Origin of the sequence: Priestia sp. FSL P4-0332 (assembly GCF_038005845.1) — a bacterium.
In the GTDB taxonomy this organism is placed as follows: Bacteria; Bacillota; Bacilli; order Bacillales; family Bacillaceae_H; genus Priestia.
This window is the reverse complement of sequence record NZ_JBBOUA010000001.1, coordinates 3,740,308-3,763,770: the sequence shown is the minus strand read 5'-3', so window position 1 is coordinate 3,763,770 and position 23,463 is coordinate 3,740,308. Positions and strand designations below refer to the sequence as shown.

The window sequence follows — 23,463 nt, the reverse complement described above, 5'->3', positions numbered from 1 at the left end:
ACAAGTCAATTTCACTGACCTGTGGGAAGTCTTTTTTTATGTAGATTCACTCTAGAGACTATTCTTATAAACTTTTAAATTCTTATCAGCAAATTTCTTATATCCAGTAGGTAGGATACGACCTGTTACTTCGTACGTTATTTATAAGAAGGGCAACGATTACAATTACAATCGATCCTATTAAAACGGGATTGATAATATAATTCCAAGAAGAAGCGCCTAAGATCACAACAATGGGGTCTGCTCCTGCGGGTGGGTGAGTTGTTTTTGTAAGCATCATAAAGAAAATGGCTAGGCCGACTCCTGTTCCTAAAGTGTAAGGGTTATTACCGAATAAATGATAGATGGTTAACCCTACCAAAGTCGCTACTAAATGCCCTCCAATAATATTTCTGGGCTGCGATAGAGGAGCGTTCCAAAGGCCAAATGCTAATACACAGCTGGCTCCAAAAGGGGCCATAAGCCAAGGGCTTGATGTAAGCTGAGTCAGTATAGCTAGAAGTAAAATACTAACCGTTCCACCGACTAAGCCTGTAACTGCATCTTTTACGTCAATTTTTAAAGGGCTTCTCGCGGTTGTTATCATTTTAGAAAAATATGATTGCGTGTATGAAATGTCTTCCTTTGCCGACGCTTTAGGTGAACTATTCATCTTTATATAAAACCTCCTTTATTTTTCAATCATTTTACCTCTTTGTAAATTAACCTGTCAATAATGATTTTAATGGTTATTTTTTGTGAGGTAAAAAAAGCTTGAATTCATGATTAGAATTCAAGCTTTTTTTCACCCCTATCCTTTTTATCTTGAAAACGCGCCGCTTTTTGCCTGTTCCCGCAGATTTTCATTGAGCACCATTTACGTCTTCCAGTTGTATCAATAAATAACAATACACAGTCAGGGTTGCTACATCTTCTTATTTTGTTTAGTTGGCCTTCACTGATTAACTGCAAAGCATCTAATGATAGTAAGGAAAAGAGTTTATTTACGATGCTCCCGATTGGGATTTGTACTAATTGCTGTGCATGAACTTTAAAAACATAAGGAGCTTTTTCAATATTTCTTTCTAAAGATAATATCCACTTATTATCAATGGCATTTCCATCTGCTATTGATTCAAAGTTGTTTCTTAAACACAATCGAAAATCATATATAAGATGTAACACTTCCGTTAATTCACTTTGGGACATAGTCAATATTGTTTTATCAAGAGAAGGGATCTCTTCACACATTATATGAAGCCAGTCTAGCAAATCTTGGTCTTCACTTAGTAACTCGTGACGACGGCCATGACTGACGACTTCAGTATTTACTAAATTGAGCGAAAGAAAAGGGGAGATTAAAGGGAATTTTTTTCTTTTATTCATATCGTTTCTCATTCCTTACTCTTTTTCTGCTTGAATTCTCGCTTCAGCAATTTTATCGGTATGATCATATCCCCATTTAAACATCAGCTCGATAATAGGGATGAGCGTTTCTCCAAAGGATGTCAAATAATATTCTACTTTAGGCGGAACTTGTTTATAGACTTCGCGGTGGATAATTCCGTCGCGCTCGAGTTCGCGAAGCTGCAGTGTGAGCATTCGCTGCGTCACACCAGGAATGAGTCTGCGCAGTTCATTAAAGCGGCGGCGTTCCTTCGATAATTGATACAAAATGACGCTTTTCCATTTGCCGCCGACTACATCAACGGCTGCTTCCACAGGGCAAGAATAGCCGTGAGGCTCCCATTTTGTTAAGTCGTATTTCATAGTGATTACTCCTTTTATCAGTGAGTTCAGCTGCATTTGTGCTGTTTATACTATAGCACGTCTTATTTGATAAAAACATGGAAATGATTCATGGAATTATTAACGGAAAATTAAAAAATTAATGGAAATAATTATGAGTTTGTTGTATGATGAAACTATGAAAATAACTTTTCTATTAAAAAGCGAAATATTTTGAAAGCGCTTTATTTATAAAGAACGACAGGGGAAAGGGCGGAGGAATGATGAAAAGATTTATCAAAGTAGAAAAAAGAAATCATGTGGCGGTTGTACGAATGAATCAGTCAATGCTTAATCGTTTGAACAGTGAAGTCATGTATGAGCTGCAAGAAACGATGAATGAGCTGCAGCACGATGCGTCGGTTGGATCTATTGTATTTATGGGAGAGTACTATAAGATGAACGGAGATCATAGAACAGCTTCTTTCCTACGTGAAGAAACAGGAAGGCTTTATCAGCCGATTCATGCAGTAGCAGCTCGAGCGATTTTTCAGCGTATTTCATGCAGCTCCAAACAAACGATTGCGCTTCTTACAAACTTTACGTTTGGCGGAGGATATGAGTTAGCTTTAGCATGCGATGTACGAATTGCGGAAGAACCTGTGCAGCTAAAGTTAACAAACGGCATGACTGTTAGTGCGCAAGAAGCGTGCAACATGGGCAAAGTGCAGCACGTTGTGCAAAAAGGAAAAGGATTAGAATATTCACTTGCGCTGAACGCATTAGAAAAGGAAGCTTAAAAAACGCTTTCACTTTATTTTTATAAAGTGAAAGCGTTTTTATTTTGCTTTGTTGATAAAAAGGTATTGAAAATTCTGAAAAAAGGAGTAGAATGATAACAAATCTACTTATTTTAAATAAGCAAAGGAGCTGGTATCAATGCCATTCATTTTTAAAGAAGCGGTAGTCGGATTGTTTACAGCGGCAGCAGCAGGTTTACTGGCGTTTCAAGGGGTAGAAGTGGTGTCAGCCATCATTCATCTGCTAACTTTTTGGAAACAGTAATAGCTAATAAGTAGAGGAACGACTTATAAAGATAAGGGGCTTGAGATTTTCTCAGCCCTTTTTGTTGTGGAGTTCATTATTTTTCAGTATACTAACGGTGGAAATTAAGACATAATATGGTTACATAGCAGGGATTTACGAATTCAGTAGGGAAGTATGTAGACTCTGAAAAAAATAAACAACGATCGCTTTTACCCGGTAACAAGTTCTGTTATCGGGTAACGTGTGTAAGGGGTGTGGATAAGTGAAAGACAAAAATTTAACAGAAGAACAGCAGCGAGTTGATTGGGTAGTAGAAGAAATCAGCCAAAAAGCTGAAAAAATAGGCAAAAGCGTAGGAAACGTAAAAGGCGAAATTGTCGATTTGCGAAGCACGTTTTGGGACGATGTCACGGTTAATATGGATGAGCCGGATGATGTGATTGAGACATTTACGAGTATTAAGCAGCAGGCAGAACTTTTAGCTGAACGTGAAATTACCCATAGACAAGCGTATGATCAATTAAAAACATTAAAAAAACTAACGCAATCCCCTTATTTTGGACGTTTTGATTTTATAGAAAATGGCGAAAAAGAAGCGGAAGCTATTTATGTGGGCGTGGGCTCTTTAATGGATCAAAAAGATGAAGAGTTTTTAATTTATGATTGGCGTGCGCCTATTTCGAGTCTTTATTATGATTATTCACCGGGAAAAGCGCAGTACGAAACGCCAGGTGAAGCGATTAAAGGCGAGATGAAGCTAAAGCGTCAGTTTATTATCGAAAATAGCGTAATTAAAAGCATGTTTGATACAGGAATTACCATTCGAGACGAACTGCTTCAAGAAGTGCTCGGACACAATGCAAGCAGTCAAATGAAAAGTATTGTAGCGACTATTCAAAAAGAACAAAACCAAATTATTCGAAATGAAAAAAATAAAGTGCTGATCGTTCAAGGGGTAGCAGGGAGCGGTAAAACGTCTGCAGCTCTTCAGCGCGTGGCTTATCTTCTCTATCATCACCGAAAGCAGCTGACTGCAGAAAACATGATGCTGTTTTCACCAAATCCGCTTTTTAACAGCTACGTCTCAACCGTTCTTCCGGAGCTTGGAGAAGACAATATGAAACAAACAACGTTTCAGCAATATGCCGATGGCCGGTTAGGAAACGAGTTTGAAGTGGAGGACTTGTTCGTGCAAATCGAATATTTGCTAACGGAAAAAGATGCTGCGGCAAAAAAGCAAAAAATGCAGGAAATTCGCTACAAGGCAAGCTGTGAATTTAAAAAGCAGGTAGATGCGTATATTGAAGAACTGTCTACTAAAGACATCATTTTTAAAAACATTAAGTTTCGCGGCGAAATCGTGTTATCTGCTCGGCGTCTGCTGTCTTATTTCTATTCGCTTGATAAGGGAATTTCCATACCTAACAGGATGCAGCTCGTTGCGGAATGGGCGCTTAAACTCATTAATCAGCTTGAAAAACTTGAGCGCAAAAAAGATTGGGTTCAAGAAGAAATTCAGCTTTTAGAAAAAGAAGATTATGTAGAGGCCTATCAGCACTTGCAGAAAAAGGAAGGCTACACGGAAAGTTCATTTGACGACTTTGACCGGGAACAAGCGTATTTAGCCAAAGCGGTTGTAGCTAAAAAAATGAAATTTATTAAGCAAGCCATCAAACAGCTTAAATTTATCGACATTCGCCGTATCTATATGCAGCTGTTTGAAAGAAATCACCTTTTTTCCCACGTAGAGGGATGGGAAGACACTGCTAAAAACACGGTGCAAAGAGTCATGAACATGAAGCTGTCTTATGAAGACGTAACGCCTTACTTATATATAAAAGATCAAATTGAAGGGCGTAAAACCAACCCTGTCATTCGCTATTTGTTTATTGATGAAGCACAGGACTATTCACCGTTTCAGCTGGCGTTTTTAAAAGAGCTGTTTCCGCATGCCAGAATGACGCTGCTTGGAGACTTGAATCAAGCGATCTATGCGCACGCCTTGAACGCACCGACCATTCTTTCAAGCGAACTGTACGAAGAGAAAGAAGCAGAAACGCTGACTCTTACGAGAAGCTACCGATCAACACGTCAAATTGTCGAATTTTCAAGGGATATGGTAGCAAACGGTCATTTAATCGAGCCGTTTAATCGAGACGGAGCGAAACCGACCGTAACGGCTACAGGCGACGTGCAAAAGCTGCATGAGGCAATTATACACAAAATTAATGAATTGAAGCAGCAAAACTATAAAACGATTGCTGTTATTGCCAAAACAGCTGAGGAAAGTCGTCAGGCATTCCAAGCACTGCCTGAAGCGATGTCTGCAAGGCTGCTGACAAAAGAAACAAGTTCATTTGAAAAAGGCATGCTTGTTCTGCCAGCTTACTTAGCAAAAGGAATTGAATTTGATGCCGTCATCATTTACAATGCATCGAGTGAATGTTACCAAGATGAATACGAGCGAAATTTATTTTATACAGCATGTACAAGAGCGATGCATGAGCTGCACTTGTTCTCGCTTGGTGAAATCAGCCCGTTTATATCAAATAAAGAAACTTATGAATACCAAAGTCAATAAAAGAAGGCAGCCAGTAGGCTGCCTTCTTTTATTGACTTTCAAAATGCAGCAAATACTTCACCAAATAAAGGCCTGAGTTTGTTTTTTCTTGAAGAGGAATGGTCAGGCATGTGACGTAATAATACCCGTTTGGAATATCATAGCTTAAGGTTTCAGATAGGACGCTTTTGATTTCAATCCCATCGCTTTCGACGTGAAAAGGAAGGCGAGTGGTCTTTTCAGCCTGTGATACGTCTGGAGTTTCGTTTACCCACACTTCAATAATGGCTTTTGTGTTCGATACGGCTTCAAATGAAATAGCTTTATCGTCTGCGACATATCCTTTTTGAATATCTTCTTCACTCCAGTCGTGATGGGGCTTTGGCTGTCCTTTTTGAAACAGTGTAAACTGATGATAAGACATGGTTAGCTCTTGTTCTTTCCATTTTGTTTTCATGATTTCACCTCTTCAAAGTAAAGCTTGTTCTGCTATTATTGAACGATAAATTGTACGCGTGTACCATCTGGATACTGTTCTAACTGATTTCCAACCCATGAGCCGGCTCCGCGGTTATCAGAAGGTGAAATATAGCGAATGTCAGCTCCTGCTCCGCCTTCTTCGCACATAGCCATTGGCCATTCATCACGGTCATAGCCTGTTTTTGTCGGATATCCTTTCAGCGATTCTTCCCGGTTCGCTTCAGCACCGTCGCGATCAATTGTGCAAACGGAAGAGTGCCCAGCGGCAATCGCGTCACGAATATGATCACCCGTTTCAGGATATCGGTCTAACGGAAAATAAAGCGTCGCATCGTAGTTTACTTCAGCTTCCGTTTTTTCAGGAGCTAAAAACGCCGCATGTCCCATAAACCCTAAAACACATGCCATGATAATGAATAGACTTGCCATTAATTTTTTCCCGTATGTAGCCATTTCAAACCTCCAGTATAAGTCGTTTTTACAGCTTAACTATACTCTCAGATTGCTAAGTTTAGATTACAGGACAATAAATACGGTGTAAACAAGTATTAACATTTATATTAAACTTCCTTTACTTGACATCATACCCTAATAGGTATAAAGTTGTGTATACATTTATTTCTTGCGTACAGCTTAAAAGAAAGAAACGCAATCATGCACGATCGGAGGTAGTAGTATGATGGAATATGATAAGCAAGTTAAAAATCGTTTAAAACGAATTGAAGGTCAGTTAAAAGGCGTCTTAAATATGATGGAACAAGGAAAAGACTGCCGTGACATTGTGACACAGCTCTCAGCAGCTAGAAGCGCAATTGATCGCACAATGGGTGTTATTGTCAGCACCAATCTTGAACAATGCGTAAGAGAAAGCATTGAAAAAGGCGAGAATACCGAAAACTTAGTAAAAGAAGCAGTAGAGCTGTTAGTAAAAAGCAGATGAGACATTCGTTTCATCTGCTTTTTGTTTTAGTATAGGCTGCTTATAAGGATAAAAACGGCTGTTCCTAAACACAATACGGATAGGAACAACCGTTTTTTAGGTTTATCACGTTTTAAGAACAGGAAAGATATATGGAGAGAAAGGAGGAGGTCAAGGTGAGTGATGACAAAAAGTCACCAACATATAATCATACGGAAATTCATCATAAAATTGAGGCTTCTCCAAAAGCGCCGGGAATCAAAGCTGCTTTTCGCTTTAACCACGCTTCTTCTCCGTGGGTAAGAGGAATCAGCTCAGGCTTGTCTTCAAGCCTGCCGATTTTGATAGGAATTTTGTTTGATCATTTGCAGTACGGACTCATTGCAAGCATTGGCGGCTTTACATATCTATATACAAAAGATGAGCCTTACGCGCAGCGTGCCGTTAAGTTATTTTTAGCTTTGCTTGGCGTTACGCTCTGTTTTACACTCGGCTCATTATTTGCTGACGTAGCTTGGATGAAAACTATTTTATTTGGTGTTATTGGAGCTGTATCGGTTTATGTTTTCGGAGCCTTAAAAATTCCAGGACCTTCTGCCATGTTTTTTGTCCTTTCATTTGCTGTGAGTACGAGCATTCCAGCGCCGAATTTGCAGGCTGTTTTTTTGCACGCAGGACTCGTTTTTTTAGGAGGGACACTATCTTGGTGTATTAGCATGAGCGGCTGGCTTATTAACCCGCGCGGACCTGAAACTGCCGCTGTGGCGAAAGCGTACAGGCAGCTAGCTTCGTTTGTCGGGTCTCTTGGTACGGAATCGTTTCACGCCGAGCAGCATAAAACGGTTGTCGAGCTTCGGGCAGCGGAAACAGCGATGAAACAAGCGAAAATTAATCGAAAAAAATCATCGTTTGCGCATCGTCTGTTTTTATTAAATCAAAAAGCCGAAGGGCTGTTTATCTTTGTGATGGCCGCTGCGAACGATTTTAATCCAGCTGTTTCTAAAAAAGCACAGGCAGTGATTGAAACGTTCGCATCCGAAATGGCCACGTTAAAAAAACATAAAAAAATTCGAGACGTTCGAGAAGAAATTGAAGAGCTGTCCATCAAAGAAGAGCTGCGTACATTGCTATTGGATGTAAATGACGTTCTTCAAATGAAAGAATTAAAAGAAACGGAGTATATTCAGTTTTCACAAGGCAGCGTAAAAACACGGTTAAAAGCTGCTTTTCACAAACGTTCGTATGTGCTTAAAAACGCTTTGCGCTACGGAATTATTATGATTGTTGCCGCAGCGGTTGCCTACACGACAAATATTCCAAGGTCTTACTGGATTCCGCTTACGTGCGCAGGAGTGATGCTTGGAGCAACCGTTCGTGCAACGGTTCAGCGAGGTATTCAGCGTTCTGTCGGAACCATTTTAGGTATTTTAATTGGAACCGGGATTCTAATGCTTGAACCAACGGGAATCGTCATTGCGCTCATTGTCTTTGTGCTTCAGTCGACGATTGAAATTGTAATTGTCAAAAACTACGCGCTCGGCACGCTCTTTATCACACCGAATGCTCTTTTAATTGCTGAAAGCGGTCATCCTGATAAAGCGATTAGCTACTTTACGTCTGCTCGAGTGATTGATATTGTCATTGGTTCTATTATTGGAGTGGTCGGCACGGTATTAATTTTCAAACGAGCTTCTTCACTTCGTTTGCCATATTTGCTTGGAGATGTGATACGAAAAGAAGGACAGTTTTTAGAAATGCTAAGCACCGAACAAGATGAAGAAAGAATTAAACGAGAAAGAAATAAGCTTCAAGGAGAACTCGTTAATCTTCGGGCGCTGTACGATAATGTGATTGGAGAATATTCTAAAACGGCCGTCAAGCTAGAAGGGTTGTGGCCTGCAGTTGTCGCTACACAGCAGTTAGGTTATATGCTTCTTGCGTCGTTTGAAGGATATGAGCTTTCAGAAACGGAAAAACGAGAGCTTCAAGAAACATTTGCTCAGCTAGCTGCAGCAGCTGAGCAAAAACGAGCGCCAAAGCTTTCAAGTGTTCCGACCCTGAAACACTACCCTATTATTCAAGGAGAACTCGTCGCTTTATATGAAAGTCTTCAGGTAGAAATATAAAAAGCACGGAACCCAGGGGCTCCGTGTTTTTGTTTTTACATATCCACAACTTCATTTACCGTTTTATTTACATCGTCACGCGTCATTTTTTCTTTTCCTTTCATCAAGGCGTTTAATGTTCCATCAGCAAGCGCTAACGGAATTTTACAGAAATGAAGGATCGGAAGCGATTTGACATCTTCTAAATATTTCTTTCCTAGTGAAAGATTGCGGCGAGCGTAGGCAAACATATCTTCTCTGCTCCAATTGTTAGGAAAGAAGCTGACTCCGCGCTCTGAATCTTCCGAGGTATTACGCAGGATATTAACAGACTGCAAGCCGCGTCCAAACGCAATGGCTAATTCTTTGTCTGTTTCCGTGCCGTCATACCATTTCCAAATGTCATTAAGCATCACACCTACTAGACCAGCTACGTAGAACGTATAGTCATCTAAATCCGCTTCATTTTCAATATGCCAGTCTTTTTCTACCCAATCGGCCATTCCTTTGGCCATAATAGAAGTTGCATCTAATACTTGATCTGCAACTCCAGTCGGACAAAGCGCAATCCAGTTGCCGAGCTGAAGCGTTACGTCAGGTAAATCAGCTTGATAAGGACCTACTAATGCCATGTACTCGTCTTCGTTAAAAGACTTTTTTAACAGGTCACTAATGGCGTAAAGCAAGCGGCTTTTTACACCGGCTTCTAGCTCAGGGTGATCTTCAATTTCATCAATTGCCCTCATACATAAGTAAGCAGATCCTACTGCATCCTGCAATTCTGCCGGCAAGTGGCTAATTGGAATAAAAAATGTTCGGCTTGTCTCTTTTAACATCACCATTGCGTTGTCGCGTAATTTGTTGGGTACACTCATTGATAACTAGCTCCTTTTTACATATCCACATGTCAAATTAGTTTAAGTTTTCATCTTATATACTATAGTAACAAAAAATGAGCATTTAATGGAGTTTAAAGATTACTTATTAACGATATTGTCATTATTTTGTAGTATTTGAACAGAGAAACTTGTAACATATACAAGTTTACACTACGATAATACTCGTTCACTCTTCGTTTTACAGAAATAAATGGTTTATTTTTAAGAAAATTGCTGTCATGCTAATGAATTAGGTGAGCTTTTAAGAGAGTATTCAACAGTGGGTTATACATAATATATAGGACAATACAGAGGTGAATGTATGAAAATTTTAATTGTAGAAGACGATGATAAAATATATGAATTAGTAAAAGAGAAATTTGAACAGTGGTCATTTGAAGTGGCTGGAGTAGAAGATTTTCAAAAGGTAATGGAAGTATTTATTGCAGAAAGCCCAGAGCTTGTTATTTTAGACGTGAATTTGCCTGTATATGACGGGTTTTACTGGTGTCAGCAAATACGTACAGTTTCAAAAACTCCTATCGTCTTTCTTTCCTCTCGTGAACATCCAATGGATATTGTTATGGCAATGAATGTTGGGGCAGATGACTATATTCAAAAGCCGTTTAACTTGGATGTTCTTGTTGCTAAAGTGCAGGCGCTTCTGCGCAGAACGTATTCATATGGAGACACGATTTCAGACGTTATCGATTGGAACGGCGCGGTGCTAGACTTAAAAAAAGGAAGTTTGCATTACAACGATCAAGAAATTCATTTAACGAAAAATGAATTTTTTATTTTACGGCTTCTTTTGGAAGAACGAGGCAAGATTGTATCGCGAGAAGAGCTTATGCGAAGGTTATGGGAAGATGAGAAATTTGTAAGTGACAATACGCTTTCTGTCAACATCACACGCATTCGCACCAAGCTGGAAGACATCGGGCTGAATGATAAAATTGTGACCAAAAAAGGCCAAGGATATTTGGTGAATTAAGATGTGGAAAAGTTTTTTAAGAGAAAGGCTAAGCTGGATTTTATTTGTTCTTATATGGCTGAGTGTAATCGATGCTCTGCTGCTGCTTGAGTATGATATTAAGGTATCGTCCACTTCGTTTTGGTATTTGAATCTTTTAACGCTGTGTCTGCTGATTCTGTTTCTTTTATGGAGAGGAATAAAAGAAAGAAGATTTCTAAAAAAGTTAAGCTTAATGCTGCGGCATGATGCGTACGATTTACAAGAAATGCATTCATACGTTAGAACGAAAGCAGATGAAGATATGCTGAGTCTGCTACAGCATATAGATCGTGTGTATCGCAGACAAACTCATGCTCTTCACGTACAGCAGCGAGAGCAGCAGGAATATGTAACGACTTGGGTTCATGAGATCAAGACGCCGCTTACTGCGATGAAGCTGCTTATTAATGCTCATCGTACAGAGCTTTATAAATGGCCTTGGCTAAAGGATATTGAAGATGAGTGGATGAAAATTGACGGATTAGTAGATCAGAATTTATATTCTGCACGCCTGCAGTACTTAGAAAAAGATTATCAGGTGCAGGCAGTGTCGCTAAGTGAACTTGTTTTTCCAAACGTTGCGTACTTCTCAAAATGGTGTATTGAAAAGAAACTGCATATTGATGAAAAAAATCTAGACATACTGGTGCACACTGATCCAAAGTGGATGCAGTTTGTTGTGAGGCAAGTGCTGTCTAACTCCATTAAATATAGCCCTCTAGAAGGAAAGCTTTCTTTTTTTAGTGAAGAAACGCCAAATTACGTAAAGTTATTTATCGCTGATCAAGGGAAAGGGATTCCAACTCAAGATCTTCCCCGGGTTTTTGAAAAAGGATTCACAGGAAATGCGGGAAGAAAAACGAAGGGAGCTACAGGGCTAGGACTGTATTTTTCAAAAAAAATTACAGATGCTCTTGGCCATCAAATAGAGGTGAATTCACTTTTACACGAAGGAACCACGGTGATTCTGACCTTCTACAAACCGAATTCTTTTGATAACCTTTCAAAAATGTAAGATTGCACGCTGAGATTGTCATCTGCTTCAAACGAATCTTTCCTTGTTTCAAAGTAAGATAGAGCTATACACAAGGAGGGAACGTACATGAAGAGAAAGTGGATTAGCCTCTTAGCTCTGCTTTTTGTTGTAGGAGCAGGTATAGGAGGAATAAAGATTTATCAAAAAGCCGCAACGGAGCATCAATACGGGATTATCCCAAAAGAAGCAAAAAAAGTGGATGAGTATGGACGAGTTCAATATACAATTTCAGTGATAAACGAAAAAGGACAAACAACGTTTCAAACATTTACAACGATTAAACAGTTAAAAGAAGGAACGGTTATTGACCTTTTCGTTCGAGGTAATGAAGTTCGGAAATATGACATTATAACAAAAAATGAGCTGCCGCAGCGAGTGAAAAGCGTGTGGCCTACAAAAGAACGAAAGGAGGAGGAAAAGTGAGCATTGTTCTTGAAGGAAAAAATGTAACCAAAACGTTTGGATCAAGAGGAAATGTATACGAAGCGCTAAAAGGAATTGATTTTACAATCGAAGAAGGAGAGTTTGTCGGTATTATGGGACCATCTGGAGCGGGAAAAACGACGCTGATGAACATTCTTTCAACGATTGACCGTCCAACCGATGGCGAGGTATGGATTCAAGGGGAAAACGTGGCGCTCATGAAAGATAAGAAGCTGTCTGCTTTCAGACGCAATCATTTAGGGTTTATTTTTCAAGATTATAATTTATTGGATACGTTAACGGTAAAAGAAAATATTCTTCTGCCGCTTACGGTTACAAAAATGTCTAAGAAAGAGATGGAAGCGAAGCTTAAAGACACCGCAATGCGACTAGGCATCTATGAGCTGGCGGATAAGTACCCGTACGAGATTTCTGGCGGACAAAAACAGCGCGTTGCAGCAGCGAGAGCAATGATTACGAATCCAGCCGTTATTTTCGCCGATGAACCTACCGGAGCTCTTGATTCCAAAGCTGCTTCAAGCCTGCTTGAAAAGCTGTCGCAACTAAATCAAGAAGACCGTGCCACGATTATTATGGTGACGCATGATCCGCTGGCTTCAAGCTACTGCAGCCGCGTGCTGTTTATTAAAGACGGACAAATTTATACGGAGCTGTTTAAAGGCGAACAAACGAGACAAGCATTTTTTAAACGAATTATGAACATTCAAGGCGCATTAGGCGGTGAAGGCTATGACCGTATTTGATCTTGTTAAAAAGAATATGCGCAAAAATATTAGCCGGTACAGCCTTTATTTCTTTTCAATGATTTTTAGCATTATTGTGTACTATGTGTTTGCTACACTTCAGTACGACCAATCGATTTCAAAGGTTATTGGAGAAGAGCTGAGGCTGCAGGGCATTTTTAATGCTTCAAACTACGTTCTGCTTACCTTTATTGTTGTCTTTATTTGGTACACAAACTCATTTTTTATCAGGCAGCGTAAGAGAGAGCTCGGGCTGTATCATTTAGTCGGCATTGAAAAACGTACGATTGGAAAAATGATTTTCTATGAGAATATGCTGCTGGGGATTTCTTCTCTGGTGGTCGGTATTTTACTAGGTACCGTGTTTTCAAGGCTGTTTGTGCTGTTTTTACTAAAGCTTATGGGACTGTCGCTTTCTATTACGCTCACATTTTCTCTTCAAGCGGTTTTAAAAACAGCCGTAGTGTTTTTAATTGTTACCATTTTTATATCGTTTCAAGGCTATTTTATTATGTACCGCTATACGCTATTAGATCTGTTTCAAGCAGAAAGCAAAAGTGAACGCGTAAATAAAATGAATTCAAAGCGATCAATTGTAGTGGGAGGACTTGGTATCTTACTCGTTGGCTACGGGTACTACCTTTCATCAGGAAACATTGTGACGCCTAAGTTTTTTCTAATTGTAGCCGTTGTACTGTTCTCGGTCATTTTCGGTACATTTTTACTTTTTAAAGCCACAATTGAGTGGCTGATGGGACTTTACCGAGAGCATGCAAGCGGATATTATTCGTTTGCAAATATGCTAAGCGTTTCTACTATGATGTATCGAATTAAAGCAAATGCACAAGTGTTAACCCTAATTACGATCTTGTCGGCTACTACACTTGTAGCAGTTGGTGTGACGTATTCCTCGTACTATAACACAAAAGCCGACGCCAGAAGCATGCAGCCTTATGACTATACGCTGCACAGCAAAAACGCAGCGCAAGACTTTATAGAAGTACTGCGTAAGTTAGATATCCAATCAAATCAGTATGTGTATCATATCGTGAAGCACTCTGCTGATTTATCGGACTTTCGATTTATTACATCTGGTTATTACGGAGATGGTGAGCGAATCAGTTTTTTAGATGAAGAAGAAGTGCGGAAAAACGGCGTTTCGGTTCCTTCGTTAAGTGCAAACGAAACCGTTGTTTTTGATTCGATGGCAAAAGGAAAAGTGTTTAAGCCTAGTACAGGTAAAACGGCAGTTGTGCAGCTGAACAAATCAGAACAGCTTGCTTTAAAAGTCGTTAAATCAGAACCTTCACTTATTCTTGACTCTGAAAGTGCCGGCTATCAGTTTGTAGTCAACCACGATACATTTAACAAGCTTTTAAAAGCTGGACAAAAGCAAGCGGTGTACGTGTTTAATACGGATGATGAAAACAAACAAAATGAACTTACTAAGAACTATCATCAAATCGCAAAAGTGGCTGGAGAAAGCCGTACTTCATACTATGATGTGTTTCAGGCAGGCTTAATGAGTAAAGGATTGTTTATTTTTATTGGAGGATTTTTAGGGCTCGTCTTTTTGATGGCAACGGGAAGTATTATTTATTTTAAGCAAATCTCAGAAGCTGAACAAGAGCGCAAAAGATTTGAAGTACTGCGTAAGCTTGGGTTTTCAGTGTCTCAAATGATGAGCACCGTGCGAAAGCAGCAGCTGTTTACGTTTGGTTTGCCTTTAGTAATTGGCATCTTGCACAGTCTATTTGCGCTGAAGGTCATTACAAACTTAATCGGTGAAAGTCTGATAGTTCCTGTTTTAATAGCGGATGCAGTATACGGGATTATTTATTTTCTTTTCTACTGGCTGACAATGAATTACTATCAAATGGTAATAAAGCGACTGTAAAGAAAAGACTGTTTCGATAAATGAAACAGTCTTTTTTTGTTGGGAAAATAAAAGGTATGGAGTAGCGAAAACCTGAATATAAAAAAGGGTATATAAAAACTAGAAAGTTGCAGGGGAGGGGAAAGATGTGAAAGCAGATGCTGTATTTGAAGGGGGAGGCGTTCGAGGAATTGCATTCACGGGTGCGATTGAAGCGATGGAAGAAAGCAACGTAGAATGGCAGCGTCTAGCAGGTACGTCAGCAGGCTCGTTAATTGCGGCTCTTTTGGCGAGCGGCTATAAAAGTGGTGAAATTCGCAAGGAGCTTCAAAACATGGACTATGCCAAGTTTCGCGGGAAAACGATCATTAACCGAATTCCTCTGATTGGGAACTTAATTGAATTAATGATTCATTTAGGTTTTTATAAAAATGATTATTTGGAAAAATGGGTGTACGGTTTGCTGCGTGAAAAAGGAATTGAAACGTTTGCGGATTTGCCGGCAGATAAGCTGAAAATTATTGCCTCAGACATTTCGAACGGACAGATGCTTGTGCTGCCTGACGACTTGCCTCGCTACGGAATGCAGCCAAGCGATATGAAGATTTCACAAGCCGTGATGATGAGTGCGTCCATTCCTTTTTTCTTTCGTCCCGTCATCTGGAAATCCAAAGGGTTCAAGAGGTCATACATTGTCGATGGAGCGCTTTTAAGCAATTTTCCGATTTGGCTGTTTGATACGGAGCATCCGCGTTTCCCGACGTTTGGTTTTCGATTTGTAAAAGAAGAAATTGATACAGCCGCTGTTATTCCGACGCCGGTCCATTTATTTAAAAGTATGTTTACAACGATGCTGCAAGCTCACGATTTGCGGTATTTGAACGCGGAGACAAAAGAACGAACGGTGCAAATTCCAACCGGTGTGATTACGGCAACGGATTTTGCCTTAAAGGAAGAAGAAATCGAATTTTTATATGAATCTGGTTATATATCAGCAAAGCGCTTTTTAGAAAAATGGGATTTTGAACAGCATAAAATGAATCGGACCGGACGTCAGCTGACACGAAGAAAGCTCCCGTAACAGGAGCTTTTCTACGGCTGTTTTAAAATGTGGACTTCAACAGCTTCGCCTTTTGCCGGAACGGAATACTGAACGCTTTTGTCTTTTTTAAGCCAAGCTTTAACGAGCTGTCCTTTTTTGTATGTTTGATTATCCGGAATTTTTACATAAATAGGCTGTACATCGCTAGAACCAAGTATTTCTTTTGTTGTATAGTCAAGCGCGGTATCTCGCGGAATGACGTTTGCAATAAGAATTTCATCCTGTTTCACTTCTAAAATGCGCCCTTGAACTAAATAGCCGGCCGGCTTTTTTGACTGCTCGGCATTATCAGAACAGCCGCTTAAACAAATAAAAAAGAGAAGAAAAAGTGCAGTTGATTGAACGGTAAACTTCATAAAATCTCCTTTCCGTTTCAACATGACTACCATTATAACGCGTTTGACCATTTCTTTTCCAGTTTTCGGAGAAAGCAAGAGGTAATCGTTGACGTTATTTCAGCACGCGTGATATGTTTTAACTCATAAATGCTATTTTTACTAGAAGTCACGCCTAGTACGGGAGGTCCTTATATGGATGTTACCTTTTTAACCAATGTTATTCGACATATATTGGAACGAGATAATTTTGTCATTGACTTTGAAGAATCAGATGAACAAAATATTCACTTTTGGCATCGAGACGAGCCGTTTCGCCTTTTTATTTCAGAACAAACGGAAAGCTATTTAGTATGGACCGTTTTTGAAAATGAAAAAGAACAGTGGAGCGGAAAAACATTTCTTCAAGAAGTGACGAATACGTGTAAAGACTGCAGTGAGCCAATCGCGCACTGGATTTATAAAGACGGAGGCAAAGCAGGTTATTGCGATCATTGTCTGAACACGTTTGGAAATGCGTATTTTACAAATGCTGATGATATCAAGCAAAACCTTCATTTAATTGACGGTTCTATTTGTTTTATTACCGATGAAACCGGAAGCGATTGGTGGATTGCATATGAAGGGTTCAAACGAGTAATTGCAAGATTAGAAGAAAATCCCGATCAGAAAGTCGAAATGTACAAGCCCGAATATCCGGTCTTTAAATGGGAAATACATTTTCTAACGGAAAACAATTCTGCTAGCTTTAAGTTCAAAGATGACTTTGCATCTGGAATTGTACCGAAGGGAAGAATACTCTAACATCCTTGTTATAAGGGTGTTTTTTCTTATAATGGGAAGTTTTTTTGAAAAAAATAATTAATTTAGGTTAAAAAGAAGGAATTAAAGGGTAAAGAGTAGAAGATATATCACTATAGGAAGAATGGGGGAAATAATTATGACAACTACAACAAATTTAACACTGGGGTACAAAATGTACACGATTGATTTTAGCCGTCCAACGCAGTCTAACGAGGCACTGCTTGATTTCTTTAAAGATGTGCAGCACAGACAGGGAAATAACGCAGAAAGCTTTTCTAAAACATTAATGGAAATCGAAGAAATCAAAACAAAATATGTAGATCACGAAATCGTACAGCTGGCTAAATCGCTTGAACAGCAAATAAGCCGCTCAAATGCAGAAAAACTTGAGGTCTGATAATCACCAGAAATGGTCGATTTATCAGACCTTTTTTATATTTTTATCGATGTAGCACTTTATACTTGGCTAAAGGGCAGCCAAGTATAAAGTGCTAGACCTATGCGGAAGTTGCCCTCCCTTGCGGGCTGCCAACTTCCGCATAGGTGAACCTTTTGGGGTGAAGTCAAGGGGACAGGATATCTGGTAGTATAGGTTTTTGGTCGAGGATAAAATTCTGTACATTTCAAAGGATGTTTGATTTCATCAAAAGTTGTAGATGAATAGACTATCAAGTCGTTGGAGGCGTTGTATGGTTGGAATTTGCAGCTGGAAGTGTGCAGTGAGTGGAATAAGTATTGCAAGTGTCTACAGTAAGCAGCCGTCGTGGCAGCGGGAGTGTTATTTGGTAACACCTGGTAAAGTTTATTATGAGTCGTGCTATCAAGGGTACGGAGAGTTTGCGGGAATGGATATTTTTTGTTTGATGAGAGAAAGCGGAGCGGAAAAAGAAGACAGTGAAGGGGTAGCAGTTTTTAAGCCTAAGATTGTGCTGGCGAAGTATTACAGCGGACAGCGTTATGAAGAACTGCCGGAATCAGAGCCGTGTCCGTACGGAGGCTATTTTTTTGAAGGGTGGAAGGAAGGATAGCGAATATACATAAAAGCTAAAAGCTGTAGAGATATCTCTACAGCTTGTTATTAACGTCTTGTTTCATCGACAGATTGTTCTAAGTCACTTACTTCTTGCGTAATTGTATTTAATTCTTCTTGCACCGCTTCAGCTTCAAGAACAGGATCTTGAACGATTTCTGTCGTTTCAAGCTCTTCTGCTGCAGCCGTTTCTGCAAGCGGCTGTTCTTTAGCAGTGCGCAGAGATTTCACTTTGTTGACAACTTGCGAAGATTGTTCGGAGACTTTTTGTGAAAGACGAGCCGTGCGCTGTTTGAGGTCTTGGCCTTTTGCATATACCGTTTCTTTCACTTGACCTGTTTTAGCAAGTGCTTGATTCGCTCCGTCTTGAATAGAAGCACGCAGCTCTTTTCCTGACTTTGGCGCTACTAGTAAAGCTGTTGTTACACCCACTACGCTGCCTACTAACGTGCCGACTAATAACTCTTTGCTTCCACCTTTTGTTTCTTTACCTACTGTTTCTTTTACGTTTTCTTTTGTCATGACATTTCCTCCTTTTATAATATGTAATATGAAGGGTTTACCATTTTGTTGAATACTTCCTGCAAAACGCAAATGATTCGCTAAAAAAATGTGCAAGTGCCGTCGGACGCTCGTACAGGCTGGTGAAATTTGATTGTATATAGTATTCAACCACCTGACAGAAAAACCTTCTTTTCTGCTATAAAAACAGAAAAAAACTTATCTATAAAATCCGACACAAGAAAACGACAACATTCGTTCTTTGGTAGCATTTTCACTTGAAATTTTATATCATAGAGTGCAAGGAGAATACGTTCTCTTTTTTTTAGATGCTGGAGGGATTGAAGAGATGGCTGAATCAAAGTACAGAACAATTTTAGAAGCAAAATCTGGAGAGTTAGAAGCATTAAAAGAGAAAGCAATCAAAGACAGCTGGCAGCCGATTTATCATATTCATCCACAGTACGGGCTGATGAATGATCCAAACGGATTGATTCAATTAAACGGTGAATATCACGTGTTTTATCAGTGGTATCCGTACGGTGCGATGCATGGAATGAAGCACTGGGCTCATGTGAAATCTACGGATTTAGTAACGTGGGAACGCCTTCCGGTTGCGTTAACGCCAACGGAAGAATATGAATCGCACGGCGCATACTCAGGCGGCGCGATTGAAAAAGATGGTCAAGGGCTACTGTTTTATACGGGGAATGTAAAATACGAAGACGGCTCACGTTCAGCTAATCAATGTATCGCGATGCTAAACAGGGATGGAAGTGTGGAAAAATACACGCATAATCCAGCGGTACGAGGCGTTCCTGATGGGTATACAGGACATGTGCGTGATCCGAAAGTATGGAAAGAAAATGATACATATTATATGCTGCTAGGCGCTCAGCGTGAAAACGAAACGGGCGCGTTAATTGTGTATGAATCAAGCGATGCGCTTCAGTGGTCATTTAAAGGCGAAGTTAAAACATCGCTTCCTGACTTTGGCTATATGTGGGAGTGCCCGGATTACTTTAAACTGGACGGAAAAGATGTGTTTGTCTTTTCACCGCAAGGAATCAAAGCGGATGGCCACGATTTTCATAATATTTATAATGTGATTTACGCGGTGGGAACATTCGATGTGGAAAGTTTAACGTTTGAAATGGAGTATTACCGTGAAATTGATAAAGGGTTTGACTTTTATGCACCGCAAACGTTCCAAGATGAAAGCGGACGTCGCTTGCTGTTTGCATGGATTGGAAACCCGGACGTTGACTACCCGTCAGACGAATACGGATGGGCCCATGCCTTAACGCTTCCTCGTGAGCTTTCGCTTGAAGGAAATGAACTTGTTCAAAAGCCTGTAGAAGAGTTAAATAAGCTTCGAGATCAAGCGGTTCATTTTAGAGGAACGCTAAAAAATGAAGAAGTGATCATTGATGAAGCAACAAACAATGCATATGAAATCAATATGAAGTTCCGCGAGATAGCGGCCAAACAGTTTGGTTTAGAGCTGTTTAATAGTAAAGAAGAAGAGCTTCGCCTCGTGTTTGATACAGAAAAGCAAGAAGTGCGACTCGACCGCTCTTCATTCCACCATCAATATGCAACGGAATACGGTGTGGTTCGCTCTGAAAAATGGACAGCGTCAAACGAAGTCGATGTTCGCGTATTTGTCGACAAAAGCATCGTCGAAATTTATATAAACGGCGGCAAGATTGTCTTCACTTCCCGCGTATTTCCGAAAAAAGATTCCAAATCAGCCGTAAATGTATTCGCAGAGGGATCTGTGGATTATCGTATTGATTATTACGGTATGTCGCGCGGTATTTAATATAATAAATAAGAAAAGCCAATGAAGATCATTCATTGGCTTTTTGATTTCTATAAAAATAAGATACAAATACATGAAGCAACTAAATGAGGAACAGCTGCAATGATAAAACGTTTCATCCATTCTGTATCCTCTCGCTGCCGGACCGGGGTAAAGTAAGGTCCTCTCGTTTCAAAACGAAATGCGTCCAGTAAGGTTACGAGTGCAATTGCCGTAAGTAATATGCCAAGAGGGCCTGAAATATAGTAAATATACTGCCAGTTGCCTGCTGTAATAGAAATGATAATCACAATAATTAAAGATATAATGCCAGATATTAATCCTGTTTTCAAACTCAAAATCTCCTTACATCCAGTTTTTGCTTATCTATTTTACCATAACCGAATGAAGGTTTGTATATACGGCTCGGGGCGGATATTTACTTCTTAATTGACCTTCTATGTAAGTATCTTCTCGTATAAAATGAGTTTCCTAGCAAAAGCAGTGTCCCTAGAATCCAGCCAGCTGCAGGGGAATAAGGAAAGATATTTTTTAAAGCCATCCCAAAAGAAATAGAGGCTGCTCCGAGTATAAATAAAAGCAGCGTGATTCCTTGACGTTTTTTCATATGTACCACCTCTCTTACTAATTTTACCATAAAGTGTGAGTGTAGTAGAATGAAATGTAAGGTGTTATACAAAAAAAGAAGTATATGGTAAAAATTAAGAAGTAGGAAGGGGAGAGGGATGCAATGATTAAGAAAGGATTTATAGCAGGTATCGTGATGGTCGGGATTGTTCTTGCTCTTGCTGCTTTTACAGGGAAGTGGAGCTATCTCTATTTTGTGTCAGGCACAATGGGAGCAGTATCACTGGTTTTAGCTTTGGCATACCTTATTGACAGTATTGTGCTAGGAAATACAGGCACATTCTTTTCAGCCAAAAAGACGCGCAAGGTGAGCCGAGTTGAAGATGCAAAACGATTTGGAGCTATTGCAGTACCGAACGTATTAGCTGCTTTGATTTATGTAGCCGCTGGTTGATGAACAGGAGTCTATAAAAAACAGCTTGAGGTATAACCTCAAGCTGTTTTTATGCGTCAATCTGAACGTTTCTTTCCCGTTTATCACGCAGCGGCATCAGCATACTCACAAATCCAACGCTTACGATGATGATTGCCGCCGTTAAAAAAGTCGTCTGAGCACCTGCAAGCTTTACGACCATGCCTCCAAGAAGAGGAGCAGTAAGTAAAACGGCACTCGTTAAGGTGTTAATGAATCCGTACACTTTTCCGAGGTGTTTCTTGTCGCTGTACGTTTGAACGATATAGTTAAACAGCAGTAAATTAAGCCCGACTCCGGCCCCTCCAATAGGTGCAGCAATCAAAATGAAATAGCGTGACATAACGGCTGGATTAAAGCAGCTAATGAAAAATAAAGCCCCTCCAAATAGAAGCAGTCCCAGTGATAAAAGTCTAAATGGATGGTGAACCTGTTTTTTTCTATTAAGATACACTCCTGTTGCTAGCGCTCCCAGCCCGATTCCAGAAAGCAGCCAGCCGAGCATTTCCGGATGGTGAGGCAGCACATCTCGAAGGAAGATGCTAATTTGAGCGTCAACAAGCATGACTACAAAATACGAAAGGTGAAACAAAATAACGACGCGTAAAAGGATTCAATGCTGAAAAACGATTTTCCAGCCGTTTGAAAGCGATTCTTTTGACTGATGAGCACGAGCAGCTTGCCTTTGTGTTTTGTTACCTGACTTTTTAAGTGAAAACAGCACCCCAATAGAAATTATACAAGCTGCGGCGTTAGCTAAAATACATGCTTTGGGCGTTGTGAACGTCAGTGCGGCGGCTCCGAGAAACGGCCCTACAACTTTGGCAATTTGAAACATAATGTTTTGTAAGGTAGAGGCCTGCAGCAGCTGGTCTTCTTTGACCACTTCTCGAACGTAAGCCAGCTGTGCGGGCACTTTCATAACAGAACTCATAGAGCGCAGGGTCAGTACCCCTAGTGCCAAAAGCGGTTCATCTGTGAAAAATAACAGACATGTGAACAGAAGACGGACTAGTTCAGACAGAAACATCAGCTGTACTTTATCGTAGCGGTCCGCTAAATTTCCTGCTGCTTGACTTAGCAGGATGCTAGGCAAAGCGTACGCGACAGGAATAAGCGTAATCCATAAGGAATTTGCGTGCCACACGTATGTAAAAAGCGTCATCACCGCAAACATATCAAATAAATCTCCGAAGCTTGCCGCAGTGCTTGAAATAAATAATTTTTTATAAGAAGAATTAGCAAACAGCTTTTCTTTTTTCAATACCTTCATTCCTTTATATGTTGTTCGTAAAAAATAATCGCATCTTCAATAAATTGAAGGACTTCGCTGTCAATAGGGTAGAGATTAAGTGAACTTGATGCCTCAGGAGATTTGCGAACATCCCAAAAGGCTTTTTCTAAAGCCGTATGATGACCAAACAGTTCACTGGATAAAAGCAGTATATCAGCTGCAACCAGCTGTCCATCTTCAGATTGAGGTGCACGCTGGTGCTTTAAGCAAAGCTGAACTCGTTTTATGATGTTAATCCATTTATCGGCACTCGCATTCTCCATTTTAGGCAAATTATGCTGCAGAATCTCACTTTCTTCTATTGAAAGCGAAAGCAGATCAGTCCAGCTGCTTTTAGTAGTAGACTGATTGTGAACTAAAGGAAGGAGCTGCTTCCAGTTTAATGCACCTTCTATTTTTATACTGTTGCGAAGAGTGTGAGTATGTTCTAAAGCTCGTTGAATTTCTGAAGCTTTTTGCTGAAGTTTTTGTTGGTGAATCGCTAGAAGTTCATCAATACTCACTTGATGAAGAATAAGTTCAATATCTCGCAAAGGAACGGCTAAGTTTTTTAAAAGGGTAATTTTTTCTAATGTGATTAAGTCTGTTTCTGAGTAGGATCGCTTTCCGTTTTCGGCTTTTGACGATGGATGAAGCAAGCCGATTTGATCGTAGTAACGAAGCGTACGCACCGTGAGGCCTAATTTTTTAGCGGCTTGCCCAGTAGAAAAATAAATCATTTTT

General features: G+C 39.9%; 29 protein-coding genes. 16 read left to right on the top strand and 13 right to left on the bottom strand.

Annotated features, from left to right (window positions below; translation table 11 throughout):
• Positions 1-97 precede the first annotated feature (97 nt).
• The 3 genes from MKY06_RS19835 to MKY06_RS19825 form a co-directional block, all read right to left on the bottom strand.
• Entirely contained in the window at positions 98-652 is a 555-nt protein-coding gene (locus MKY06_RS19835) for an HPP family protein (protein WP_013058568.1), read from the bottom strand.
• 113 nt (positions 653-765) lie between these two features.
• The gene (locus tag MKY06_RS19830; RefSeq protein ID WP_116327213.1) at positions 766-1,365 is read right to left on the bottom strand and encodes a CGNR zinc finger domain-containing protein; all 600 of its coding nucleotides are present in this window, start codon (positions 1,363-1,365) and stop codon (positions 766-768) included.
• 15 nt (positions 1,366-1,380) lie between these two features.
• The gene (locus MKY06_RS19825) at positions 1,381-1,749 is read right to left on the bottom strand and encodes a winged helix-turn-helix transcriptional regulator (RefSeq protein ID WP_029323759.1); all 369 of its coding nucleotides are present in this window, start codon (positions 1,747-1,749) and stop codon (positions 1,381-1,383) included.
• Positions 1,750-1,988: 239 nt separating this feature from the next.
• Between MKY06_RS19825 and MKY06_RS19820 the strand changes: the two genes are divergently transcribed.
• From MKY06_RS19820 to helD, 3 genes are all read left to right on the top strand, one after another.
• A complete protein-coding gene (locus MKY06_RS19820) occupies positions 1,989-2,507 on the top strand; it encodes an enoyl-CoA hydratase/isomerase family protein (protein ID WP_223268980.1) in 519 nt (172 codons plus the stop codon).
• Between the two features lie 139 nt (positions 2,508-2,646).
• On the top strand, positions 2,647-2,772 hold the full coding sequence (locus MKY06_RS19815) for a hypothetical protein (RefSeq protein ID WP_016765178.1): 126 nt from the start codon (positions 2,647-2,649) through the stop codon (positions 2,770-2,772).
• 244 nt (positions 2,773-3,016) lie between these two features.
• Positions 3,017-5,335 carry an RNA polymerase recycling motor HelD gene (gene helD / locus MKY06_RS19810; protein WP_064472037.1) on the top strand — a complete coding sequence of 773 codons (2,319 nt, stop codon included), beginning with the start codon at positions 3,017-3,019 and terminating at the stop codon, positions 5,333-5,335.
• Positions 5,336-5,363: 28 nt separating this feature from the next.
• On the opposite strand, the gene comJ is transcribed toward helD, so the two are convergent.
• Positions 5,364-5,771, bottom strand: coding sequence for a competence protein ComJ (gene comJ, locus MKY06_RS19805; protein ID WP_064472036.1), 408 nt, complete (start codon positions 5,769-5,771; stop codon positions 5,364-5,366).
• A 35-nt stretch (positions 5,772-5,806) separates the two neighbouring features.
• Positions 5,807-6,181, bottom strand: coding sequence for a NucA/NucB deoxyribonuclease domain-containing protein (locus MKY06_RS19800; protein ID WP_223269005.1), 375 nt, complete (start codon positions 6,179-6,181; stop codon positions 5,807-5,809).
• Between the two features lie 292 nt (positions 6,182-6,473).
• On the opposite strand from MKY06_RS19800, the gene MKY06_RS19795 reads away from it, so the two are divergent.
• Positions 6,474-6,734, top strand: a complete 261-nt coding sequence (locus MKY06_RS19795) for a metal-sensitive transcriptional regulator (protein ID WP_013058561.1) — start codon at positions 6,474-6,476, stop codon at positions 6,732-6,734.
• Between the two features lie 155 nt (positions 6,735-6,889).
• Positions 6,890-8,839 (top strand): FUSC family protein, encoded by a 1,950-nt coding sequence (locus MKY06_RS19790; protein WP_064472035.1) that lies wholly within the window; start codon positions 6,890-6,892, stop codon positions 8,837-8,839.
• A 35-nt stretch (positions 8,840-8,874) separates the two neighbouring features.
• Here MKY06_RS19790 and MKY06_RS19785 read toward each other — a convergent pair whose 3' ends face one another.
• A complete protein-coding gene (locus tag MKY06_RS19785) occupies positions 8,875-9,693 on the bottom strand; it encodes a squalene/phytoene synthase family protein (protein WP_029323747.1) in 819 nt (272 codons plus the stop codon).
• A gap of 325 nt (positions 9,694-10,018) precedes the next feature.
• On the opposite strand from MKY06_RS19785, the gene MKY06_RS19780 reads away from it, so the two are divergent.
• The 6 genes from MKY06_RS19780 to MKY06_RS19755 all read left to right on the top strand — a co-directional run bounded on the left by MKY06_RS19780 (position 10,019) and on the right by MKY06_RS19755 (position 15,891).
• On the top strand, positions 10,019-10,690 hold the full coding sequence (locus MKY06_RS19780; protein WP_013058558.1) for a response regulator transcription factor: 672 nt from the start codon (positions 10,019-10,021) through the stop codon (positions 10,688-10,690).
• A 1-nt stretch (position 10,691) separates the two neighbouring features.
• Positions 10,692-11,726, top strand: coding sequence for a sensor histidine kinase (locus MKY06_RS19775; protein WP_098279142.1), 1,035 nt, complete (start codon positions 10,692-10,694; stop codon positions 11,724-11,726).
• Between the two features lie 87 nt (positions 11,727-11,813).
• Positions 11,814-12,170: a DUF1093 domain-containing protein gene (locus MKY06_RS19770; protein ID WP_013058556.1), complete on the top strand. Its 357-nt coding sequence runs from the start codon at positions 11,814-11,816 to the stop codon at positions 12,168-12,170.
• On the top strand, positions 12,167-12,934 hold the full coding sequence (locus MKY06_RS19765) for an ABC transporter ATP-binding protein (protein WP_013058555.1): 768 nt from the start codon (positions 12,167-12,169) through the stop codon (positions 12,932-12,934). The genes MKY06_RS19770 and MKY06_RS19765 overlap by 4 nt, the downstream gene beginning before the upstream one ends.
• Entirely contained in the window at positions 12,921-14,831 is a 1,911-nt protein-coding gene (locus MKY06_RS19760; protein ID WP_098526544.1) for an ABC transporter permease, read from the top strand. The genes MKY06_RS19765 and MKY06_RS19760 overlap by 14 nt, the downstream gene beginning before the upstream one ends.
• A gap of 127 nt (positions 14,832-14,958) precedes the next feature.
• A complete protein-coding gene (locus MKY06_RS19755) occupies positions 14,959-15,891 on the top strand; it encodes a patatin-like phospholipase family protein (RefSeq protein WP_013058553.1) in 933 nt (310 codons plus the stop codon).
• 11 nt (positions 15,892-15,902) lie between these two features.
• Here the strand turns inward: MKY06_RS19755 and MKY06_RS19750 are convergent, their stop codons facing one another.
• Entirely contained in the window at positions 15,903-16,268 is a 366-nt protein-coding gene (locus MKY06_RS19750) for a DUF3221 domain-containing protein (RefSeq protein ID WP_013058552.1), read from the bottom strand.
• Positions 16,269-16,442: 174 nt separating this feature from the next.
• Here MKY06_RS19750 and MKY06_RS19745 point away from each other — a divergent pair, with 174 nt between their 5' ends.
• The 3 genes from MKY06_RS19745 (at position 16,443) to MKY06_RS19735 (ending at position 18,079) form a co-directional block, all read left to right on the top strand.
• Entirely contained in the window at positions 16,443-17,051 is a 609-nt protein-coding gene (locus MKY06_RS19745; protein ID WP_055990595.1) for a hypothetical protein, read from the top strand.
• A 136-nt stretch (positions 17,052-17,187) separates the two neighbouring features.
• Positions 17,188-17,448 carry a hypothetical protein gene (locus MKY06_RS19740; RefSeq protein ID WP_013058550.1) on the top strand — a complete coding sequence of 87 codons (261 nt, stop codon included), beginning with the start codon at positions 17,188-17,190 and terminating at the stop codon, positions 17,446-17,448.
• A 292-nt stretch (positions 17,449-17,740) separates the two neighbouring features.
• A complete protein-coding gene (locus MKY06_RS19735) occupies positions 17,741-18,079 on the top strand; it encodes a hypothetical protein (RefSeq protein ID WP_064472030.1) in 339 nt (112 codons plus the stop codon).
• 50 nt (positions 18,080-18,129) lie between these two features.
• Here MKY06_RS19735 and MKY06_RS19730 read toward each other — a convergent pair whose 3' ends face one another.
• Entirely contained in the window at positions 18,130-18,603 is a 474-nt protein-coding gene (locus tag MKY06_RS19730) for a YtxH domain-containing protein (RefSeq protein ID WP_013058548.1), read from the bottom strand.
• Positions 18,604-18,931: 328 nt separating this feature from the next.
• Here MKY06_RS19730 and MKY06_RS19725 point away from each other — a divergent pair, with 328 nt between their 5' ends.
• Complete coding sequence (locus MKY06_RS19725) at positions 18,932-20,407, top strand: glycoside hydrolase family 32 protein (RefSeq protein WP_289917411.1); 1,476 nt, start codon at positions 18,932-18,934, stop codon at positions 20,405-20,407.
• 50 nt (positions 20,408-20,457) lie between these two features.
• Here MKY06_RS19725 and MKY06_RS19720 read toward each other — a convergent pair whose 3' ends face one another.
• Positions 20,458-20,739: a hypothetical protein gene (locus tag MKY06_RS19720; RefSeq protein ID WP_013058546.1), complete on the bottom strand. Its 282-nt coding sequence runs from the start codon at positions 20,737-20,739 to the stop codon at positions 20,458-20,460.
• Between the two features lie 86 nt (positions 20,740-20,825).
• Complete coding sequence (locus tag MKY06_RS19715; RefSeq protein ID WP_013058545.1) at positions 20,826-21,014, bottom strand: hypothetical protein; 189 nt, start codon at positions 21,012-21,014, stop codon at positions 20,826-20,828.
• Between the two features lie 123 nt (positions 21,015-21,137).
• Here MKY06_RS19715 and MKY06_RS19710 point away from each other — a divergent pair, with 123 nt between their 5' ends.
• Positions 21,138-21,428 carry a hypothetical protein gene (locus MKY06_RS19710; protein WP_013058544.1) on the top strand — a complete coding sequence of 97 codons (291 nt, stop codon included), beginning with the start codon at positions 21,138-21,140 and terminating at the stop codon, positions 21,426-21,428.
• Positions 21,429-21,477: 49 nt separating this feature from the next.
• Here the strand turns inward: MKY06_RS19710 and MKY06_RS19705 are convergent, their stop codons facing one another.
• From MKY06_RS19705 to MKY06_RS19695, 3 genes are read right to left on the bottom strand one after another with little or no spacing between them, the layout of a single operon-like run.
• A complete protein-coding gene (locus MKY06_RS19705) occupies positions 21,478-22,038 on the bottom strand; it encodes an MFS transporter (protein WP_308013537.1) in 561 nt (186 codons plus the stop codon).
• A gap of 21 nt (positions 22,039-22,059) precedes the next feature.
• Positions 22,060-22,710: an MFS transporter gene (locus tag MKY06_RS19700; protein ID WP_308013538.1), complete on the bottom strand. Its 651-nt coding sequence runs from the start codon at positions 22,708-22,710 to the stop codon at positions 22,060-22,062.
• A 5-nt stretch (positions 22,711-22,715) separates the two neighbouring features.
• Complete coding sequence (locus tag MKY06_RS19695; RefSeq protein WP_078082104.1) at positions 22,716-23,459, bottom strand: MerR family transcriptional regulator; 744 nt, start codon at positions 23,457-23,459, stop codon at positions 22,716-22,718.
• Positions 23,460-23,463: the final 4 nt, after the last annotated feature.

Coding starts and splice junctions, on each gene's coding strand:
- MKY06_RS19750 (WP_013058552.1), bottom strand. CDS start 16,268: ATGAAGTTTACCGTTCAATCAACTGCACTTTTTCTTCTCTTTTTTATT.
- MKY06_RS19795 (WP_013058561.1), top strand. CDS start 6,474: ATGGAATATGATAAGCAAGTTAAAAATCGTTTAAAACGAATTGAAGGT.
- MKY06_RS19735 (WP_064472030.1), top strand. CDS start 17,741: ATGGTTGGAATTTGCAGCTGGAAGTGTGCAGTGAGTGGAATAAGTATT.
- MKY06_RS19825 (WP_029323759.1), bottom strand. CDS start 1,749: ATGAAATACGACTTAACAAAATGGGAGCCTCACGGCTATTCTTGCCCT.
- MKY06_RS19770 (WP_013058556.1), top strand. CDS start 11,814: ATGAAGAGAAAGTGGATTAGCCTCTTAGCTCTGCTTTTTGTTGTAGGA.
- MKY06_RS19730 (WP_013058548.1), bottom strand. CDS start 18,603: ATGACAAAAGAAAACGTAAAAGAAACAGTAGGTAAAGAAACAAAAGGT.
- MKY06_RS19710 (WP_013058544.1), top strand. CDS start 21,138: ATGATTAAGAAAGGATTTATAGCAGGTATCGTGATGGTCGGGATTGTT.
- MKY06_RS19715 (WP_013058545.1), bottom strand. CDS start 21,014: ATGAAAAAACGTCAAGGAATCACGCTGCTTTTATTTATACTCGGAGCA.
- comJ (WP_064472036.1), bottom strand. CDS start 5,771: ATGAAAACAAAATGGAAAGAACAAGAGCTAACCATGTCTTATCATCAG.
- MKY06_RS19820 (WP_223268980.1), top strand. CDS start 1,989: ATGATGAAAAGATTTATCAAAGTAGAAAAAAGAAATCATGTGGCGGTT.
- MKY06_RS19775 (WP_098279142.1), top strand. CDS start 10,692: ATGTGGAAAAGTTTTTTAAGAGAAAGGCTAAGCTGGATTTTATTTGTT.
- MKY06_RS19835 (WP_013058568.1), bottom strand. CDS start 652: ATGAATAGTTCACCTAAAGCGTCGGCAAAGGAAGACATTTCATACACG.
- MKY06_RS19815 (WP_016765178.1), top strand. CDS start 2,647: ATGCCATTCATTTTTAAAGAAGCGGTAGTCGGATTGTTTACAGCGGCA.
- MKY06_RS19695 (WP_078082104.1), bottom strand. CDS start 23,459: ATGATTTATTTTTCTACTGGGCAAGCCGCTAAAAAATTAGGCCTCACG.
- MKY06_RS19785 (WP_029323747.1), bottom strand. CDS start 9,693: ATGAGTGTACCCAACAAATTACGCGACAACGCAATGGTGATGTTAAAA.
- MKY06_RS19725 (WP_289917411.1), top strand. CDS start 18,932: ATGGCTGAATCAAAGTACAGAACAATTTTAGAAGCAAAATCTGGAGAG.
- MKY06_RS19830 (WP_116327213.1), bottom strand. CDS start 1,365: ATGAATAAAAGAAAAAAATTCCCTTTAATCTCCCCTTTTCTTTCGCTC.
- MKY06_RS19740 (WP_013058550.1), top strand. CDS start 17,188: ATGACAACTACAACAAATTTAACACTGGGGTACAAAATGTACACGATT.
- MKY06_RS19760 (WP_098526544.1), top strand. CDS start 12,921: ATGACCGTATTTGATCTTGTTAAAAAGAATATGCGCAAAAATATTAGC.
- MKY06_RS19780 (WP_013058558.1), top strand. CDS start 10,019: ATGAAAATTTTAATTGTAGAAGACGATGATAAAATATATGAATTAGTA.
- MKY06_RS19800 (WP_223269005.1), bottom strand. CDS start 6,181: ATGGGACATGCGGCGTTTTTAGCTCCTGAAAAAACGGAAGCTGAAGTA.
- MKY06_RS19745 (WP_055990595.1), top strand. CDS start 16,443: ATGGATGTTACCTTTTTAACCAATGTTATTCGACATATATTGGAACGA.